The 16,194-nt window shown below is 33.5% G+C and carries 19 protein-coding genes; 16 read left to right on the top strand and 3 right to left on the bottom strand.

Annotated features, from left to right (window positions below; translation table 11 throughout):
- Positions 1 to 26: 26 nt before the first annotated feature.
- Together GWR14_RS15440 and GWR14_RS15435 are read left to right on the top strand one after the other, a co-directional pair.
- Entirely contained in the window at positions 27 to 1,778 is a 1,752-nt protein-coding gene (locus GWR14_RS15440; protein ID WP_163409976.1) for a BatD family protein, read from the top strand.
- Between the two features lie 44 nt (positions 1,779 to 1,822).
- Positions 1,823 to 2,569 carry a tetratricopeptide repeat protein gene (locus GWR14_RS15435; protein ID WP_163409975.1) on the top strand — a complete coding sequence of 249 codons (747 nt, stop codon included), beginning with the start codon at positions 1,823 to 1,825 and terminating at the stop codon, positions 2,567 to 2,569.
- A gap of 72 nt (positions 2,570 to 2,641) precedes the next feature.
- Here the strand turns inward: GWR14_RS15435 and GWR14_RS15430 are convergent, their stop codons facing one another.
- From GWR14_RS15430 to GWR14_RS15420, 3 genes are all read right to left on the bottom strand, one after another.
- Complete coding sequence (locus GWR14_RS15430; RefSeq protein ID WP_163409974.1) at positions 2,642 to 3,637, bottom strand: NAD(P)H-dependent glycerol-3-phosphate dehydrogenase; 996 nt, start codon at positions 3,635 to 3,637, stop codon at positions 2,642 to 2,644.
- A 375-nt stretch (positions 3,638 to 4,012) separates the two neighbouring features.
- Positions 4,013 to 5,170: an iron-containing alcohol dehydrogenase gene (locus GWR14_RS15425; protein WP_163409973.1), complete on the bottom strand. Its 1,158-nt coding sequence runs from the start codon at positions 5,168 to 5,170 to the stop codon at positions 4,013 to 4,015.
- Positions 5,171 to 5,316: 146 nt separating this feature from the next.
- A complete protein-coding gene (locus GWR14_RS15420) occupies positions 5,317 to 6,078 on the bottom strand; it encodes a type 1 glutamine amidotransferase domain-containing protein (RefSeq protein WP_163409972.1) in 762 nt (253 codons plus the stop codon).
- A gap of 86 nt (positions 6,079 to 6,164) precedes the next feature.
- Here GWR14_RS15420 and GWR14_RS15415 point away from each other — a divergent pair, with 86 nt between their 5' ends.
- From GWR14_RS15415 to GWR14_RS15350, 14 genes are all read left to right on the top strand, one after another.
- Positions 6,165 to 7,070: a LysR family transcriptional regulator gene (locus tag GWR14_RS15415; protein WP_163409971.1), complete on the top strand. Its 906-nt coding sequence runs from the start codon at positions 6,165 to 6,167 to the stop codon at positions 7,068 to 7,070.
- Positions 7,071 to 7,156: 86 nt separating this feature from the next.
- Positions 7,157 to 7,522 (top strand): PKD domain-containing protein, encoded by a 366-nt coding sequence (locus GWR14_RS15410; protein ID WP_163409970.1) that lies wholly within the window; start codon positions 7,157 to 7,159, stop codon positions 7,520 to 7,522.
- A 108-nt stretch (positions 7,523 to 7,630) separates the two neighbouring features.
- Entirely contained in the window at positions 7,631 to 8,323 is a 693-nt protein-coding gene (locus GWR14_RS15405) for an NUDIX hydrolase (RefSeq protein WP_163409969.1), read from the top strand.
- Positions 8,324 to 8,397: 74 nt separating this feature from the next.
- A complete protein-coding gene (prs, locus tag GWR14_RS15400; protein WP_163409968.1) occupies positions 8,398 to 9,231 on the top strand; it encodes a ribose-phosphate diphosphokinase in 834 nt (277 codons plus the stop codon).
- Between the two features lie 46 nt (positions 9,232 to 9,277).
- Complete coding sequence (locus tag GWR14_RS15395) at positions 9,278 to 9,805, top strand: NADAR family protein (RefSeq protein ID WP_163409967.1); 528 nt, start codon at positions 9,278 to 9,280, stop codon at positions 9,803 to 9,805.
- A 6-nt stretch (positions 9,806 to 9,811) separates the two neighbouring features.
- On the top strand, positions 9,812 to 10,225 hold the full coding sequence (locus GWR14_RS15390; protein ID WP_163409966.1) for an ADP-ribosylation/crystallin J1: 414 nt from the start codon (positions 9,812 to 9,814) through the stop codon (positions 10,223 to 10,225).
- Entirely contained in the window at positions 10,222 to 10,728 is a 507-nt protein-coding gene (locus tag GWR14_RS15385) for an O-acetyl-ADP-ribose deacetylase (RefSeq protein ID WP_163409965.1), read from the top strand. The genes GWR14_RS15390 and GWR14_RS15385 overlap by 4 nt, the downstream gene beginning before the upstream one ends.
- 90 nt (positions 10,729 to 10,818) lie before the next feature.
- The gene (locus GWR14_RS15380; protein ID WP_163409964.1) at positions 10,819 to 11,289 is read left to right on the top strand and encodes a macro domain-containing protein; all 471 of its coding nucleotides are present in this window, start codon (positions 10,819 to 10,821) and stop codon (positions 11,287 to 11,289) included.
- 14 nt (positions 11,290 to 11,303) lie between these two features.
- Positions 11,304 to 11,846 carry an RNA 2'-phosphotransferase gene (locus GWR14_RS15375; RefSeq protein ID WP_163409963.1) on the top strand — a complete coding sequence of 181 codons (543 nt, stop codon included), beginning with the start codon at positions 11,304 to 11,306 and terminating at the stop codon, positions 11,844 to 11,846.
- A 9-nt stretch (positions 11,847 to 11,855) separates the two neighbouring features.
- Positions 11,856 to 12,458, top strand: coding sequence for a macro domain-containing protein (locus GWR14_RS15370; RefSeq protein ID WP_163409962.1), 603 nt, complete (start codon positions 11,856 to 11,858; stop codon positions 12,456 to 12,458).
- A gap of 34 nt (positions 12,459 to 12,492) precedes the next feature.
- A complete protein-coding gene (locus GWR14_RS15365; RefSeq protein ID WP_163410151.1) occupies positions 12,493 to 13,224 on the top strand; it encodes a metallophosphoesterase family protein in 732 nt (243 codons plus the stop codon).
- Positions 13,225 to 13,226: 2 nt separating this feature from the next.
- Positions 13,227 to 13,679 (top strand): nucleoside 2-deoxyribosyltransferase domain-containing protein, encoded by a 453-nt coding sequence (locus GWR14_RS15360; RefSeq protein ID WP_163409961.1) that lies wholly within the window; start codon positions 13,227 to 13,229, stop codon positions 13,677 to 13,679.
- A gap of 78 nt (positions 13,680 to 13,757) precedes the next feature.
- Positions 13,758 to 14,702, top strand: coding sequence for an ADP-ribosylglycohydrolase family protein (locus GWR14_RS15355; protein WP_163409960.1), 945 nt, complete (start codon positions 13,758 to 13,760; stop codon positions 14,700 to 14,702).
- Positions 14,699 to 16,168, top strand: coding sequence for a nicotinate phosphoribosyltransferase (locus tag GWR14_RS15350; protein WP_163409959.1), 1,470 nt, complete (start codon positions 14,699 to 14,701; stop codon positions 16,166 to 16,168). Before GWR14_RS15355 ends, GWR14_RS15350 begins: the two co-directional genes overlap by 4 nt.
- Positions 16,169 to 16,194 lie beyond the last annotated feature (26 nt).

Raw genomic sequence — 16,194 nt, 5'->3', positions numbered from 1 at the left:
GATTTAAACAAACGATTAAACAAGTAATGAAAAGATATTTAATTCTATTACTATTTACTTTTCAGGGGCTTATGGCTCAGGTTCAGTTTGAAGCCAGAGTAAGCAAGAATACACTTGGGGTTAATGAAAGACTTCGTATTGACTTTATCATGAATGTTGATGGAGATAACTTCGATCAGCCTTCGTTTGACGGTTTCAGGATTGTAGCCGGACCAAGCCAGCAGATAAGTCAGTCATGGGTTAACGGACGCAGCTCATTCCAAAAAATATACTCCTACTTTTTGTTACCTAATCAAAAAGGAACTTTTACAATTAAACAGGCTTCAATTGAATACAACGGCCAGGTTTACAAAACCTCTCCTATAAAAATAACCGTTACCAATGCCGTAGCTCAGGAAAGAGATCCTAATTATCAGCAACAACAGCAAGGAGGTGGAAATGAGGTTCTGAATCTTGTAGCAGAGATTTCAAAAACAAATCCTTATATAAATCAGCCTATAACGGTTGTTTATAAATTGTATTTCAATGGTATTAATGTAACCGGTTTTAAAGAACTTGCAAAACCAAAATACAAAGACTTCTGGAATCAGAACATTGACATCAAACAACTACAGGTTGAAGAAGGAATATTCAAAGGGGAACGTTGTTATTTTGTTGTGCTTAAAAAAACAATTTTATACCCTCAAAAATCAGGGAATCTCACTATTGAACCACTTTCTTTAGACATAGGTGTTCAGATACCGAGAGGTCGTAATATGTTTGGTCAGATTGTATTTGATGACGGAAACAAAACAGTTTCTGCAGGCGCCAAAACAATTAATGTAAAAGCACTTCCGGAAGCAAATAAACCTATTGGTTTTACTGGAGCAGTTGGTAAATTTGATTTCAAAGTAACCCCTTCAAAAACTACTTTAAAAAGCGGAGAAAGCCTTGATTTAATTGTTAGTGCAGCAGGAACTGGCAACATGAAATTGTTTACATTGCCAAAACCTGTTGTACCAAATGCATTAGAAATGTATGACCCTGTTCATGACGAACAAGTAAATACATCACTTGCCGGCATGTCTGGAAAAATTTCAGACAAGTATACCATTATACCTCAATTCAAAGGAAAGTATGCTATAAAACCGATGGAATTCTCTTATTTCGATTTAAATTCAGGAAGTTATAAAACCATAACTTCTCCTGAAATTATGATTGATGTCTTAGATGGCCCTGTTCAGGCTGAAGCTGCTGGATCCAACAATGCATCGAAAAATGTAATCACGAAATCAGAACAGTTTAAATACATTAAGCCAAAAACTGTTTTAGTTTCGACAGTAAAAGATGATTTCTATGGCTCTGATTTATATTACAGCTTATTATTATTGCCTTTCGTGATTTTACCGATTATTATTATTGCCAAGAAGAAAAAAGAGGCAATTGACAGTGATGTTACAGGTAACCGAATTAAAATGAATAATAAACTGGCGAAAAAATATTTATCTGAAGCCAAAAAACAGCTTAACAATAAAGAACCATTTTATATTGCACTGGAAAAAGCAATGCATAATTTCCTGAAAGCCAAATTACATATTGAAACATCAGAAATGAGCAAAGACAATATCCGCGAATTGCTGTTATCAAGAAATGCGAATCCTGAAACAGTTCAGAGTTTTATTAATCTGACCGAAAACTGTGAATTTGCCCGTTATGCACCTGCATCAAGTGCTTCTATCCAACAGGATTATGACAAAGCTGTTTTGATTATCTCAGAATTAGAAAAACAAATTGTTTAAACTCAGCCGCAAGTTTGCGAAGGTTAAATTTACAAACCACGAAAATGAAAAATATAGTATATCTCTTTTTATTAATCACACAGGTTTTCTTTGCTCAGGGCAGCTTTGAAAAAGGAAATGCTTTATATCAGAAGGGACAATATCAGCAGGCTGCTCAGGTTTATGAAAGCATTGTTAAAGAAGACAAACAACATTCGGCTGAATTGTATTTTAACTTAGGAAATTGTTATTATAAACTTAATAAAGTAGCTCTTTCTATTTATAATTATGAAAAAGCACTCGTACTTAAACCACATGATCCCGAAACTTTGAACAACCTGAAATTTGCCAAAAAGCTAACTATTGACGAAATTAAGGAAGTTCCAAAAGTTGGTTTTGCAAAACTGATTCAGAATTTTACAGGCATTTTTAATTACAATACCTGGGCATGGATTTCGGTAGGAATTGCATTTGCATTTCTGCTTAGCTTTATTGGTTATTATTTTTCACAGCTTACACTTTCGAAAAGGATTTATTTTATCGGAATGATTGTATTATTATTTGCTTTATTATTAAGTGCTTCAGCGGGAATGTCTGAAAAAGGACATTACGATAATGACCGCCCTGCTATAGTTTTTGCTGAAATGACAGAAGTGCGAAGCGAACCTCAAAAGGCAGCTTCTGGCATTTTCTTATTACACGAAGGCGCAAAAGTTTACGTAACCGAAAGCCTTGAAAATTGGAAAAAAATCGAATTGACAGATGGTACCGAAGGCTGGATTGATGCCTCTGCCATCAAAGAAGTAAAATAAATAAATCATATATAAAAAAGAGTCCGTTTCTATACAGCAACGGACTCTTTTTTTATGTATTGAATTTATATCTTAATCTAAAGATTCTGTTAGCTTTTTAAATACAGTTTTTGCGTTTTTACCTTCATATAAAACAGCATACACTGCATCAATAATTGGCGTTTTAGCACCATAGCCCTGATTTAATTTATAAGCACTTTTAGCAGCGTAATAACCTTCAGCAACCATACTCATCTCCATCATGGCGCTTTTTACGGTATAACCTTTTCCAATCATATTACCGAACATTCGGTTTCTTGAAAATACTGAATATCCTGTTACCAATAAATCTCCTAAATATGCAGAGTCATTGATGTTTCGTTTCATTCTGTGTACTTTCTTGATAAATTTTCGCATCTCACGGATTGCGTTGCTCATCAATACAGACTGAAAATTATCGCCATACCCAAGACCATGCGCAATTCCCGCAGCTATCGCATAAATATTTTTCAGCATTGCAGCATATTCTGTTCCGATGATGTCGTCTGAAATTTTAGCTTTTATATAATTACTGGATAAGGATTTCGCAACCATACATGCTTTTTCCGGATCACCACATGCAATCGTTAAGTATGAAAGTCGCTCCAAAGCAACTTCTTCAGCATGACAAGGTCCTGTAATAACACCAATATTGTAGTATGGAATATCATATTGAATATGAAAATGTTCTCCAACGATCAAACTCGTTTCAGGAACAATTCCCTTAATAGCTGAAAAGATAATTTTATTTTCTAAAGAAACAGTTAACTGCTCTAATTCTGCATTTAAAAAAGCGGAAGGAATCGCAAAAATTAAATAATCTGCATATTCAACTGCTTCGTTTATATTGTTGGTTAATTTGAGTTTATTGGTATCAAACTCTACTGAACTTAAATAATTTGGATTATGCTTGTATTTTAAAAGGTGCTCTATCGCAGCATCATTTCGCATGTACCACGAAATTTCATCCAGATTCACACATAACATTTTTGCAATAGCTGTTGCCCAGCTCCCACCACCAATTACTGCAAATTTTAAATTTTGACTCATTATTCAGATAATTTAAAGCAAAAGTACTTAATAATGCAGTAATATCACAAAATGTGATTTAAGAATTTTAAAAACAGCTTTTAAATACAAGACTTTTTAAAGAATTTCAAAAAAATTAAAAAATATTTTCTTCTTCATATAATAAAAAACAAACAGTTGCGTTGTAACCTATTATTAATTAGATTATTAAATGAATTTAGTAAGACTTGAGTTAGTTAGTTTTGTTTTAGTATTTTAAAAAGGCGTTCCTAAAAAATTTTAAGAGCGCCTTTTTGTTTAAATGTCAATTCCTAAATTCCAAATAAAAAATCCCAAAAACCAATAACACAAGATTATTAGAATTTGGAACTTTAAAAAACTTTGGAATTTATTCTATTAATAACTCATTTCTACGATAGATTTTACTTTATCCAGAGTTACCAGTTGATTTTCTCCTAAACCTTTCCATCCTCTTTCTTCAAAACGGTCTACAATAAACTCTGCTGTTTTGTCGTAATCGCTTGTGTATTGAGAAAGTTTGGTATCCATTCCCATCGTATGGAAAAACTCAACGGTCTTGTTGATGGCTTCTTTTGCCACTACTTCATCAGAACCGGAAAGATTAAAAATACGTCTTCCGTACTGAGCCAGTTTTCCTTTTTTAGTTTCGAACATTATTGTATACAAACTTGGGCCAATAATAGCCAAAGTTCTGGCGTGGTCAATTTCATACAAAGCTGTTAATTCGTGACCAATCATGTGAGTTGCCCAGTCGCTCGGAACCCCTTTTTGAATTAATCCGTTTAAAGCCATCGTACAGCTCCACATAAAGTTGGATGCCAAAGTATAATTGGTTGGATTTTGAACCACTCCGGGACCAATTTCAATCAAAGTCTGCAAAATTCCTTCTGCAATTCTATCCTGAAGGAAAGCATCGTGCGGATAGGTTAAATACTGCTCCATCACGTGTGTGAAAGCATCTACAACACCATTTTCGATTTGTCTTTTTGGTAAAGAAGCAATAACAGTTGGATCACAGATTGAAAATTTCGGAAACAAAGCACTTCCTCCTGAAGATAGTTTTTCCTGAGTCGCTTCAATCGTTACCACATATCCTGAATTCATTTCGCTTCCCGTTGCAGGAAGAGTTAAAACAGTTCCGAAAGGCATTGCATTTTCTTTAATTAAAATTCTCTTTTGAAGAATATCAATTGGATTTCCTTCAAAATTAACCGCAGCCGAAATAAATTTCACACCATCAATTACAGATCCACCTCCTACTGCGAGAATAAAATCGATTTTTTCTGCTTTGATCACATCAACGGCTTTTATCAAAGTTTCGAATCTTGGATTCGGCTCAATTCCGCCAAATTCAACAATTTCAAAACCTTTTAAGTTAGCGATTACTTGATCGTAAATACCGTTTTTAAAGATACTTCCACCTCCGTAAGCCAAAAGAATTTTGGCATCTTTTGGAACCAGAGTTGAAAGTTTTTCAATTTGTCCTTTTCCGAAAACTAAATTTGTCGGATTATATAATTCAAAGTTTAGCATTTTTTTTTTAGGTTCTAAGATGCTAAGCTACTAAGATTCTAAGTTTTTCTTAGCATCGGGTTAATTTTATTCTTTTAATTTTTTAATAAAGTCTAAGTTGCTAAAAGAAATCTTAGTCCCTTAGCAACTCAGAAACTTAGCACCTCTTAATTCAATTTCTGTAGCAATTTTCCAGCCACCAATTTAGATGATGCCGGATTTTGACCTGTAATTAAAAGTCCGTCTGCTACAGCATAAGGCTGCCAGTTGGGCCCTTTCGAAAAAATTCCTCCGTTTGCAGATAAGGCATCTTCTAATAAAAACGGAACCACTTTCGTTAAACCAACTGCTTCTTCCTCGGCATTCGTAAAACCGGTTATTTTTTTACCCTTTACTAAATACTCTCCTTTTACTTTTACATTTTTCAAAACAGCAGGAGCGTGACATACAAAAGCTACCGGTTTGTTGTGCGTGTAGAAAGATTCGATTAAAGCAATTGAATTTTTATCTTCAACCAAATCCCAAAGCGGACCATGACCTCCCGGATAAAAAACAGCATCGTAATCTTTTTGATTAACGGTTGAAAGTTTTAAAGTGTTTTTTAATTTTTGCTGTAAAACTTTATCGGTGTCAAAACGTTTTGTGTCTTCAGTTGCCGAAGAAGGATCAGCACTTTTAGGATCAATTGGCGGTTGTCCTCCAAGGGGAGAAGCAATTGCAATTTCTACACCCTGATCTAACAATTCATAATAAGGAGCAGCAAACTCTTCAGACCAAAACCCAGTTTTTTCTCCAGTGTTGCCCAGCTTATCGTTGCTGGTAACAACAAATAATACTTTTTTCATTCCTTTTTTATTTGATTTTTGAGCAAAGGCACACGTACCTACAGCTGTAAATGCAATTATTGCGAGTAATGCTATTTTCTTCATAAGATTAAAATTTTTAACAAATTTACGCCTTAAGTGATATCAGTAAAAATAAAATAAACTATGTTTGTTATAAATAAAATTATATCATGGTAAATCTAGAATGGTACAGAACATTTAAAGCGGTTTATAAAAATGGTAATTTTTCGGTTGCCGCCAAAGAGTTGTTTATGAGTCAGCCTGCGGTTAGTCAGCAAATTTCTATGTTAGAAGCGCATGTTGGTAATAAATTATTTAACCGAAAATCAAAAGGTGTTGAACCAACAGAATACGCTAAGTTACTGAATAATTTGATTATAGATGCACTTGATCGTCTCGAAAGTGTCGAAACCAGTTTTAGAGCGAAAGCAGAAGATGCAAATCGTTTAATTTCTGTTGGGATCTCTAAACACCTTTTTGAATGCGTTGGAAATCTTCTAATTTCAAAATTTGATTTAATTGATTTTACTTTCGCAGAAAATGATGAACTGTTTGCATTGGTCGATGCCAAAAAACTGGATTTTGCCATTACAACAAAAAGGTTTGATACGTTTGATACTACTTATGAAATTGTCGGAAAAATTAAATTGATATTAGTTGCTCCAACTTCTTTAGATATAACCGAATTCCGTCAAAAATTAAAATCAGATAATTTTACCGAAATCGAACAATGGCTGAATGCGCAAAAATGGTACAGTCACGATGCGAGAATTCCGCATATAAAGTTATTTTGGCTTCATGCTTTCAATAAAAAGAGACCTTCAATGGTTCCTAATTACATTATTCCTTCAGAATCTGAAATGCTTCGACTTTTAGGCAAAAATGAAGGAGTTGCTGCTACATGGAATTGTAACGCAAGAGATTTTATTAAGAAAAACAAATTGCAGTTATTGTGGAATAGTTTTCACGTACCTGAAGAATTTGTGTATTTGCTGGCTCCCAAAAACAATAACTTGAAATCATTTTTTGATATTATTGAAAAGGAACTTAAATTGTTTTTTGGAAACAGACTGTGATAAACTATTTGAAAATCAGAATTTTATTCCCGATTTGTTTCTAAAAAGAATAAATTTGATATAGGGATTAAAAAAACAAACTGATTATGAAAAAGTTTACAGCAATTTTGATGCTTGTATCATTGTCTTTCATCGCGAATTCTTGTAAACACGATGACGAACATATAGTAGATTGTCTTGAAGATTCACTTCTGACAGAACTGAAACATTCGCCAGATCCATCCAATTCAAAAGTTATTAATTATTCTATACAATACAGCGGAACCAACAAAATAACTTATGTGAAATGGACTTTTGGCGATGGAACACCAGTAAAAAATATTAAGACACCAGGTGCTGTTCCGCATACTTATGCCGGTTCAGGAACTTATCAGGTTAAAGCCGATATAACACTTTCAAGATTAGGAAGTAGTTGTACAATGACTTTAGATAAAGATGTAGTGATAGATTAAATAAATAGTAATAAAAAATACGGAGAGTCAATTTTATGATTTAGGCGAAAGCTTTAGATTATAAAATTGGCTCTCATTCGTTATATTTGTTTGATACGATTTTTGATTATGGAAAATTTACAAAATATTAGAATTGCTGTAGATGCGATTGTTTTTGGATATAAAAACAATGGTTTATATGTGCTATTGATTGAACAGCAATTTGGAACTTCAGAAAAATATTGGGCTTTACCTGGCGGTTTAGTTCAAAATTCAGAATCTTTGAGCGATGCTGTTATTCGCGAGCTGCACGAAGAAACCAATGTAAAACTTACTTTTATGGAGCAGCTCTATACTTTTGGAGATGATATTTACAGAGACTCCAGAAATCGTGTTATTTCGGTGGCGTATTATGCTTTAGTCGATGCTTCTAATTTAGATATTAAAGCCAATACGGATGCCGAAAGAGTACAATGGTTTAAAATTGATGAAATTACGCCTTTGGCATTCGATCATAATTTGATATTACAAAAAGCAATTGACAGATTAAAATCAAAATTGACATACGAGCCAATTGGTTTTGATTTACTTCCGGAAGAATTCCTTTTTTCAGATCTCGAAAACCTGTATTGTACGATTTTAGAAAAAGAAATTGACCGCAGAAACTTCAGAAAAAAAATACTCAGTTACGGAATTTTAGAAGAAACCGAAAAATTTTCACCCATAAAAACCGGTCGTCCAGCCAAGCTTTTTAAGTTTAATAAATTGAAATATAATGAATTAACTGAAAAAGGTTTTCACTTCGAAATAAAGTTTGCGTAATTTTTACACAAAATAAATTGTTTATTTAAAATTTAATTCTACATTTGCTTATAATTAACGCAAACTAAAAAACTATGATACTAAATCTCGACCCAAAATTTGCTCCTATTCAAGATCAGGAAGAAATCAAATTTCAAAGTTTTACCTTTTCTGGAGGAGAACCTCATATCAAAATTAATCCGGATTTTGATGTAAACCAGAAAGTAACGATTACACATAGATTAAATTCTTTCAACGATTTGGGATTGTTGTGTATCACAGTAGATGCGTTACGCAGAATGGACGTTAAGATTATCGATCTTTTTATTCCGTATTTTCCAGCTGCGAGACAAGACCGTGTTATGATTCCCGGTGAGCCATTATCTGTAAAAGTATATGCTGATATTATCAATGCCATGCAATTGAATAAAGTATTTGTTTTTGATGCTCACTCTGAAGTAACTCCGGCTTTGTTGAATAATAGTACCGTAATTCCGAACTATACTTTTATAAAAGAAGTGCTAAATAAGATTGGTCAAAACGTAAAATTGATTTCTCCAGACGGCGGTGCTTTGAAGAAAATCTATAAAGTTTCTGAATATTTAGGCGGAGTTGAAGTTGTAGAATGTAGTAAAAGCCGAGATGTAAAAACAGGAAAATTATCTGGATTTAAAGTTTATGAAGAGGATTTGCAGGGAATGGATTGTTTAATTGTAGATGATATCTGTGACGGCGGCGGAACTTTCGTTGGTTTAGCAGAAGAACTAAAAAAGAAAAATGCCGGAAAACTTTACTTAGCAGTAAGCCACGGAATTTTCAACAAAGGATTCGAAGTTTTAAATTGCTTTGACGGCATTTTTACAACGAACTCTTTTAAAGACTTTGACGGAGAAAATGTTCAAGTAATTGGATTAGATCAATTAATTTAAAAAGTTTCAAGTTCTCTAAGAGCCTGAAACCTAAAACTTGAAAAAAATGAAATACAATACAGAAAATATAGCTCCAGAAAGTAAGTTTTTATTTTTCTGGGGACATCAACCTAATAAAGACGGAAAAATTACCAAAACCTGTTTTAGTCAATGGTGGTTAAGTTCTTTTAAAGTTGAAAAAGTGACCTATAAAACGGCCGAACACTGGATGATGGCCAAAAAAGCCGAATTGTTTCAGGATGAAGAAATCTTAGAAAAAATCCTTCAAGCGGATTCTCCTGCCGAAGCCAAAAAATTGGGTCGTGAGGTAAGAAATTATGATGACAACCTTTGGCTAGAAAACCGATTTGAGATTGTAAAACAAGGGAACTATCATAAGTTCAGCCAAAATAAAGATTTAAAAACATTTCTTTTAAATACAAAAGAAAGAGTTTTGGTTGAAGCAAGCCCCGTAGATCCAATCTGGGGAATTGGAATGGCTGAAGATCATAAAGATATTTTAATTCCTGAAAAATGGAGAGGCTTGAATCTTTTAGGTTTTGCTTTGATGGAAGTTAGGGATGAATTGAAATAAAGGATTATGGAAACAACAAGATTATATCGTCCGGTAGGATTAAAAGAGATGGAATTAATCGCAGAGTCCGATTATAAATCATTTCCGCCAAGATTAGAATGGCAACCTATTTTTTATCCAGTAACGAATCAGCAATATGCAGATCAAATTGCTTTTGAATGGAATACCGTCGATGAATTTTCAGGATTTATTGGAATTGTAACTGTCTTTGAAGTAAAAATTGCTTTTCTGGAGAAATATGAAATTCAAAATGTAGGCGATAAAAATCATAATGAACTTTGGATTCCGTCTGAAGATTTAGATGATTTCAATTCTAATATTGTTGGAGAAATTGAATTGGTAAACGTTTATTTTACAAATCGTTCCATCGAAAGTACTAATGCAGAATTAATGCTTCGATTAAACAGATTCAGAAAATGACAATTGAACTTCTAAAAGCAGACATAACAGAAATCAAGGTTGATGCAATAGTAAATGCAGCTAATACTTCCTTACTTGGAGGCGGAGGTGTTGATGGAGCAATTCATCGTAAAGGAGGTAAAGCAATTTTAGATGAATGTATTCAAATTCGAAATAAACAAGGAGGTTGTAAAACAGGAGAAGCTGTTATAACAGCAGCAGGAAATCTGCCTTCTAAATATGTAATTCACACTGTTGGACCAGTTTGGAATGGTGATAAAGAAGAAAAATCAAAGCTGTTGGCTGACTGCTATAAAAATAGTCTGAATCTAGCCATTCAAAATGGAATAAAATCTATTGCTTTTCCAAATATTAGTACTGGAATTTATCATTTTCCAAAAGATAAAGCCGCAGAAATAGCAGTAAAAACAGTAAAAGATTTTGAAAAATCGATTGAAATAGAAAAAGTAATATTTGTCTGTTTCGATGATGAAAATTACAAAATTTACAAAAACCTATTGTAAATGTTCCATCGGAACATTTCGTCGGTAGAATAAAAATTATCAGTTGTTATTTACGTTTCGTAGGAACGTTTGATTGTAATAAGAATAAAAATGAAAGACATTCAATATATAAAAGGAGATGCAACATCACCTAAGAATTCGGGAAACAAAATAATCGTTCATGTTTGTAATGATATAGGTGGTTGGGGAAAAGGATTTGTTATGGCAATTTCAAAAAGATGGAAAGAACCTGAAAAACAATATCGTGAATGGTTTAAAACGAAAAATAATTTTGAATTAGGTAAAGTGCAGTTTGTCCAAGTCGAAGAAGATTTATGGGTAGCCAATTTAATAGGACAGCATAAAATAAATAAAGACGAAAACGGCGGCGCTCCAATTCGATATAACGCTATTGAAGAGGGATTAAAAACGGTTTCTGATTTTGCAAAAACAAATAAAGCATCTATTCATATGCCAAGAATTGGATGCGGATTAGCAGGCGGAAAATGGGAAATGATTGAACCAATCATTCTTAAAACGCTTTTAGATAACAATATTGAAGTCATTGTATATGACTTTTAGATAAAGAAATAAAAATGAATGAACAAACAGCAAAAACCGTAAGCAAATTTCTAAGTCTCGTACTTAGACATTCGCCAGAAAAAATCGGTTTAAAATTAGACGAAAATGGCTGGGCAGATGTAGAAGAATTGATCTTGAAATGCTCACAAAAAGGAAATAAATTAGACGCAGTCCTTTTACACTACGTTGTAGAAAATAACGATAAAAAGCGTTTTGCTTATAACGAAGATAAAACCAAAATCCGTGCAAGTCAGGGACATTCTATTTCGGTTGAATTAGACTTACCTGAAACAGAACCTTCAGAATATTTATATCACGGAACCGTTGGAAAATTTATGGAAAGTATCAGAAAAGAAGGTTTGAAGAAAATGAGCCGTCAGCACGTACATCTTTCCAAAGACAAAGAAACGGCAACAAAAGTAGGAAGCCGTCGTGGAATTCCTCAAATCTTAACCGTTAGAAGCGGTGCCATGTATAGAGACGGATTCAAATTTTATTTGTCTGAAAATAATGTTTGGCTGACAGATGAGGTTCCGGCAAAATATATTCAATTTTAATTCAAAATTATGCTACATATAAAATTGGTTTACTTAGAAGATGAACTTGGCAATTCATGGAGAAATGATTTTTCAGAATGTGAGAATCTCAGTATAATAAAAGGGGATATTACAAAAATAAAATCGGATGCAGTTGTAAGTCCGGCAAATTCATTCGGCTTCATGGACGGTGGATTAGATTGGCATTTATCAGAAAGATTTGGATGGCATTTGCAAGATGAACTTCAAACAAAAATTGCTCAACTTGATGAAAGAGAACTCTTAATTGGAAGATCAATCACATTAGAAACGGGAGATAGTGAAGTTCCTTTTTTGATTTCAGCTCCAACTATGCGAGTTCCAATGAGCTTTAATATTGCAACTTCAGTAAATGCCTATCTAGCTATGAAAGCAATTTTGATAGCCTGTATAAATAATCCTAAAATAGAAACAGTCACAATTCCGGGGTTATGTACTGGATGTGGAAGAATGCCTTTTCATACAGCTTCAAATCAAATGTTTTTGGCTTATGATGAAATTATAAATAAAAATTACAAAGAATATAAAACTTTCGGAGATGCCCAAAAGTACCAATATACACTAAACGAAAAAGGATTAATCTGGGATTATTAAGTACTAAAAACCACTACTTTATTTATAATTAAATATAATGAGAACCTTAGTTTTTGGAGATATTCACGGCGGTTTGAAAGCTTTAACTCAATTGTTGGAAAGAATTGAATATTCAGTAAGTGACCGTTTTATTTTTCTTGGTGATTATGTTGATGGTTGGAGCGAGTCAAAACAATTGATTGATTTTCTTATTGAATTGTCTCAAAAACAGGAATGTATTTTTATAAAAGGAAATCATGATGCCTGGTGTCAGGAATGGCTAGAAGACAATGTTGTAAACGATATTTGGTTTCTGCACGGAGGAAAGTCAACAATAGAGAGTTATACAGGAATTGCTCTTTCTGAAAAAGAAAGACATCGTAATTTTTTCAATGCAATGAAAGATTACTTTGTAGATGAAAATAACAACTTATTCATTCACGCTGGTTTCTCATCCATGCACGGTCCGGAAAAAGAGCATTATAAAACCAATTATTCCTGGGACAGAACATTGTGGGAAATGGCTTTAACAATGGATAAAAGAATCAAAAAAGATTCTCTTTCTTACCCAAAACGATTATTGCTTTTTAATGAAATTTATATCGGTCATACACCAACATTACATTATGATGTAGAAATTCCGATGCAGGGTTGTAATGTTTGGAATGTGGATACCGGAGCAGGTTTTTATGGAAAACTGAGTTGTATGGATATTGAAACAAAAGAATTTTGGCAGAGTGATGTTGTCCAGTCATTTTATCCAAATGAAAAAGGAAGAAATAAGTAATCATGAAAAGAATTTTTAGAGCACCTGAAGAAATACTTTTACAGACTGATGCTAAAACCATCTTTTTGGCTGGTTCTATAGAAATGGATAAAGCGGTGAACTGGCAATTACATTGTGAAGAGCAATTGCAAGACAAATATATTATTTTCAACCCTAGAAGAAATGAATGGGACGGCAGCTGGTTACAAACGATCGAAAATGATAATTTTAAAGAACAGGTTAACTGGGAATTAAATGCATTAGAAAAAGCAGACATAATTATTATGTTTTTTGTAGGAAATACAATGTCACCAATATCTTTACTGGAGTTCGGACTTTATGCTCAATCTAATAAAATGAAAGTGGTTGTAGAAGAAGGTTTTTGGCGCAAGGGAAATATAGATGTTGTGTGTGAGAGATACGGAATAGAGCAGTTTAAAACTTTAGGCGAGTTAATCCTAAATCTCCTTGACTAAAAGTATGAATAAGAAGAGATTATTCTTTTCAGACCTAACAGGTTTTAAAAACCTGTTAGGTCTCCAAAACTTTAAAAAATGAATAAAATAGAATCTGGATTATTTGGTTTAGCAGTGGGTGATGCTTTAGGCGTTCCCGTTGAGTTTAAATCAAGAAATTATTTAAAAGAAAACCCAGTTACAGAAATGTTTGGTTTTGGCACACATCATCAGCCGGCTGGAACTTGGAGCGATGACAGCTCACTTGCATTTTGTCTTGCAGAAAGTTTATGCTCAGGTTATGACTTAAATGATATTGCGAAGAATTTCGTGAAATGGTATAGTGGCAATTTATGGACACCACATGGAAAAGTTTTCGATATCGGAATTGCTACTCAACACGCTATTCTTAATATAGCAAAAGGACATCAGCCAGATTTATGCGGAGGTTTTTCAGAAGGAGATAACGGAAATGGTTCTTTAATGCGTATTTTGCCATTGGTTTTTTATCTTCAAAATGAAAAAGACGATGAAGTTATTTATCAAAAAGTAAAACAAGTTTCATCTATAACTCATGCGCATTTCCGTTCGGTATTTTCTTGTTTTATTTATGTGATTTATTGTTTGGAAATATTAAAAGGGAAAGATAAATTCGAAGCTTATAAAGAAATGCAAAGTATTCTTTCTAAATTTTTAGAAGATAAAAAATACAATCCTATTGAAATTCAATTGTTTGATAGAATTTTAATGAATGATATTTCAAGATATCTAGAAGAAAATATTCATTCATCTGGTTATGTTCTGGATAGTTTACAAGCAAGTTTTTGGTGTTTTTTAAATTCTGATACTTACGAAGAAACAGTTTTAAAAGCAGTTAATTTGGGAGAAGATACAGATACAACTGGCGCAATTGCCGGAGGATTGGCAGGTATTTATTATGGAATTGAAAATATTCCCGAAAAATGGATTGACCGATTAGTCAAATCCAATGAAATAAAAGATTTAGCAGAAAGATTATTAGAAAACCTAAATAAAAATATATGAACCCATTATTATTAACCGACGGTTACAAAGTTGACCACAGAAGACAATACCCAGACGGAACAACATTAGTATATTCTAACTGGACACCTCGTAAATCAAGAATTGAAGGTCTTGACGAAGTTGTGTTTTTCGGATTACAGTATTTCATTAAAAAATATATTATTCACGATTTTGAAGAGTATTTCTTTAAAAAATCAAAAGAAGAAGTTGTTGCAAAATACGCTAGAAGAATCAATAATTATTTAGGCGAAAACCAAGTTGGTACCAAACATATCGAAGATTTACACGATTTAGGATATACTCCGATGGTTTTTAAAGCATTGCCAGAAGGAGCAAGTGTTCCGTTAAGAGTTCCTATGTTTACGATGTACAATACAATTCCGGAATTTTTCTGGTTGACGAATTATTTCGAAACCTTGCTTTCAGCCGTAATCTGGCTTCCTTGTAATTCAGCGACTATTGCTAAAGAATATCGAAAAGTATTAGATAAGTACGCGGGAGAAACTTCTTCTGTGCCAGAATTTGTAGACTGGCAGGCACATGATTTCTCAATGAGAGGAATGGGCGGAATTGAAGCTGCGCTAACTTCTGCAGCAGGACATTTATTGAGTTTTACAGGATCTGATACGATTCCAGCAATAGATTTCTTAGAAGAATATTACAAAGCCAATTCAGATCAGGAATTAGTGGCAGGTTCAGTTGCCGCTACAGAACATTCTGTAATGTGTATGGGAACAACAGAAGGAGAGTATGAAACTTTCAAGAGATTAATTACAGAAGTTTATCCAAAAGGAATCGTTTCTATCGTTTCTGATACCTGGGATTTATGGAAAGTTTTAACTGATTATCTGCCAGGATTGAAAGAAGAAATCATTTTAAGAGAAGGTAAAGTTGTAATTCGTCCTGACAGTGGTGATCCGGTTGATATTATCTGCGGAAATCCAAATGGAAAAACAGAACAAGAGAAAAAAGGTGTTATCGAATTGCTTTGGGATGTTTTTGGAGGAACAACAAATGCAAAAGGATTTAAAGAACTGGTGCCGCAAATCGGAGCTATTTACGGTGACAGTATTACGGTAGCCAGAGCAACTCAAATTTGCGAAAGATTAAAAGAAAAAGGATTCGCTTCTACCAATGTGGTTTTAGGAATCGGATCTTTCACATATCAATATAATACCAGAGATACTTTTGGTTTTGCGATGAAAGCGACTTACGGTGAAGTAAACGGAGAGGGAAGAGCCATCTTCAAAGATCCAATTACAGACGATGGAACTAAAAAATCTGCCAAAGGATTGATGAAAATTGATTTGATCGACGGCAAGTATCATTTAACTGATAATGTTTCTTGGGAAGAAGAAAAACAAGGTGAATTGAAAGAAGTTTTTAGAGATGGAAAACTTTTGGTTGATCAATCACTAAGTGAAATCAGAACGCTTGTAAGTGCAAACATAATTGTTGAGGCATAACATTAAAAATGCCGGTTATAAAACAG

The organism is Flavobacterium ajazii (genome assembly GCF_010614725.1).
Classification (GTDB): Bacteria; Bacteroidota; Bacteroidia; order Flavobacteriales; family Flavobacteriaceae; genus Flavobacterium; species Flavobacterium ajazii.
This window is presented reverse-complemented; position numbering and strand designations above follow the sequence as displayed.

Excerpts from the sequence above, each read along its gene's own strand:
- GWR14_RS15415 (WP_163409971.1), top strand. The coding sequence starts at position 6,165 with ATGGTAAATCTAGAATGGTACAGAACATTTAAAGCGGTTTATAAAAAT.
- GWR14_RS15410 (WP_163409970.1), top strand. The coding sequence starts at position 7,157 with ATGAAAAAGTTTACAGCAATTTTGATGCTTGTATCATTGTCTTTCATC.
- GWR14_RS15380 (WP_163409964.1), top strand. The coding sequence starts at position 10,819 with ATGAAAGACATTCAATATATAAAAGGAGATGCAACATCACCTAAGAAT.
- GWR14_RS15435 (WP_163409975.1), top strand. The coding sequence starts at position 1,823 with ATGAAAAATATAGTATATCTCTTTTTATTAATCACACAGGTTTTCTTT.
- GWR14_RS15350 (WP_163409959.1), top strand. The coding sequence starts at position 14,699 with ATGAACCCATTATTATTAACCGACGGTTACAAAGTTGACCACAGAAGA.
- GWR14_RS15405 (WP_163409969.1), top strand. The coding sequence starts at position 7,631 with ATGGAAAATTTACAAAATATTAGAATTGCTGTAGATGCGATTGTTTTT.
- GWR14_RS15440 (WP_163409976.1), top strand. The coding sequence starts at position 27 with ATGAAAAGATATTTAATTCTATTACTATTTACTTTTCAGGGGCTTATG.
- GWR14_RS15425 (WP_163409973.1), bottom strand. The coding sequence starts at position 5,170 with ATGCTAAACTTTGAATTATATAATCCGACAAATTTAGTTTTCGGAAAA.
- GWR14_RS15360 (WP_163409961.1), top strand. The coding sequence starts at position 13,227 with ATGAAAAGAATTTTTAGAGCACCTGAAGAAATACTTTTACAGACTGAT.
- GWR14_RS15385 (WP_163409965.1), top strand. The coding sequence starts at position 10,222 with ATGACAATTGAACTTCTAAAAGCAGACATAACAGAAATCAAGGTTGAT.
- GWR14_RS15395 (WP_163409967.1), top strand. The coding sequence starts at position 9,278 with ATGAAATACAATACAGAAAATATAGCTCCAGAAAGTAAGTTTTTATTT.
- GWR14_RS15375 (WP_163409963.1), top strand. The coding sequence starts at position 11,304 with ATGAATGAACAAACAGCAAAAACCGTAAGCAAATTTCTAAGTCTCGTA.
- GWR14_RS15355 (WP_163409960.1), top strand. The coding sequence starts at position 13,758 with ATGAATAAAATAGAATCTGGATTATTTGGTTTAGCAGTGGGTGATGCT.
- GWR14_RS15390 (WP_163409966.1), top strand. The coding sequence starts at position 9,812 with ATGGAAACAACAAGATTATATCGTCCGGTAGGATTAAAAGAGATGGAA.
- GWR14_RS15370 (WP_163409962.1), top strand. The coding sequence starts at position 11,856 with ATGCTACATATAAAATTGGTTTACTTAGAAGATGAACTTGGCAATTCA.
- GWR14_RS15420 (WP_163409972.1), bottom strand. The coding sequence starts at position 6,078 with ATGAAGAAAATAGCATTACTCGCAATAATTGCATTTACAGCTGTAGGT.
- prs (WP_163409968.1), top strand. The coding sequence starts at position 8,398 with ATGATACTAAATCTCGACCCAAAATTTGCTCCTATTCAAGATCAGGAA.
- GWR14_RS15430 (WP_163409974.1), bottom strand. The coding sequence starts at position 3,637 with ATGAGTCAAAATTTAAAATTTGCAGTAATTGGTGGTGGGAGCTGGGCA.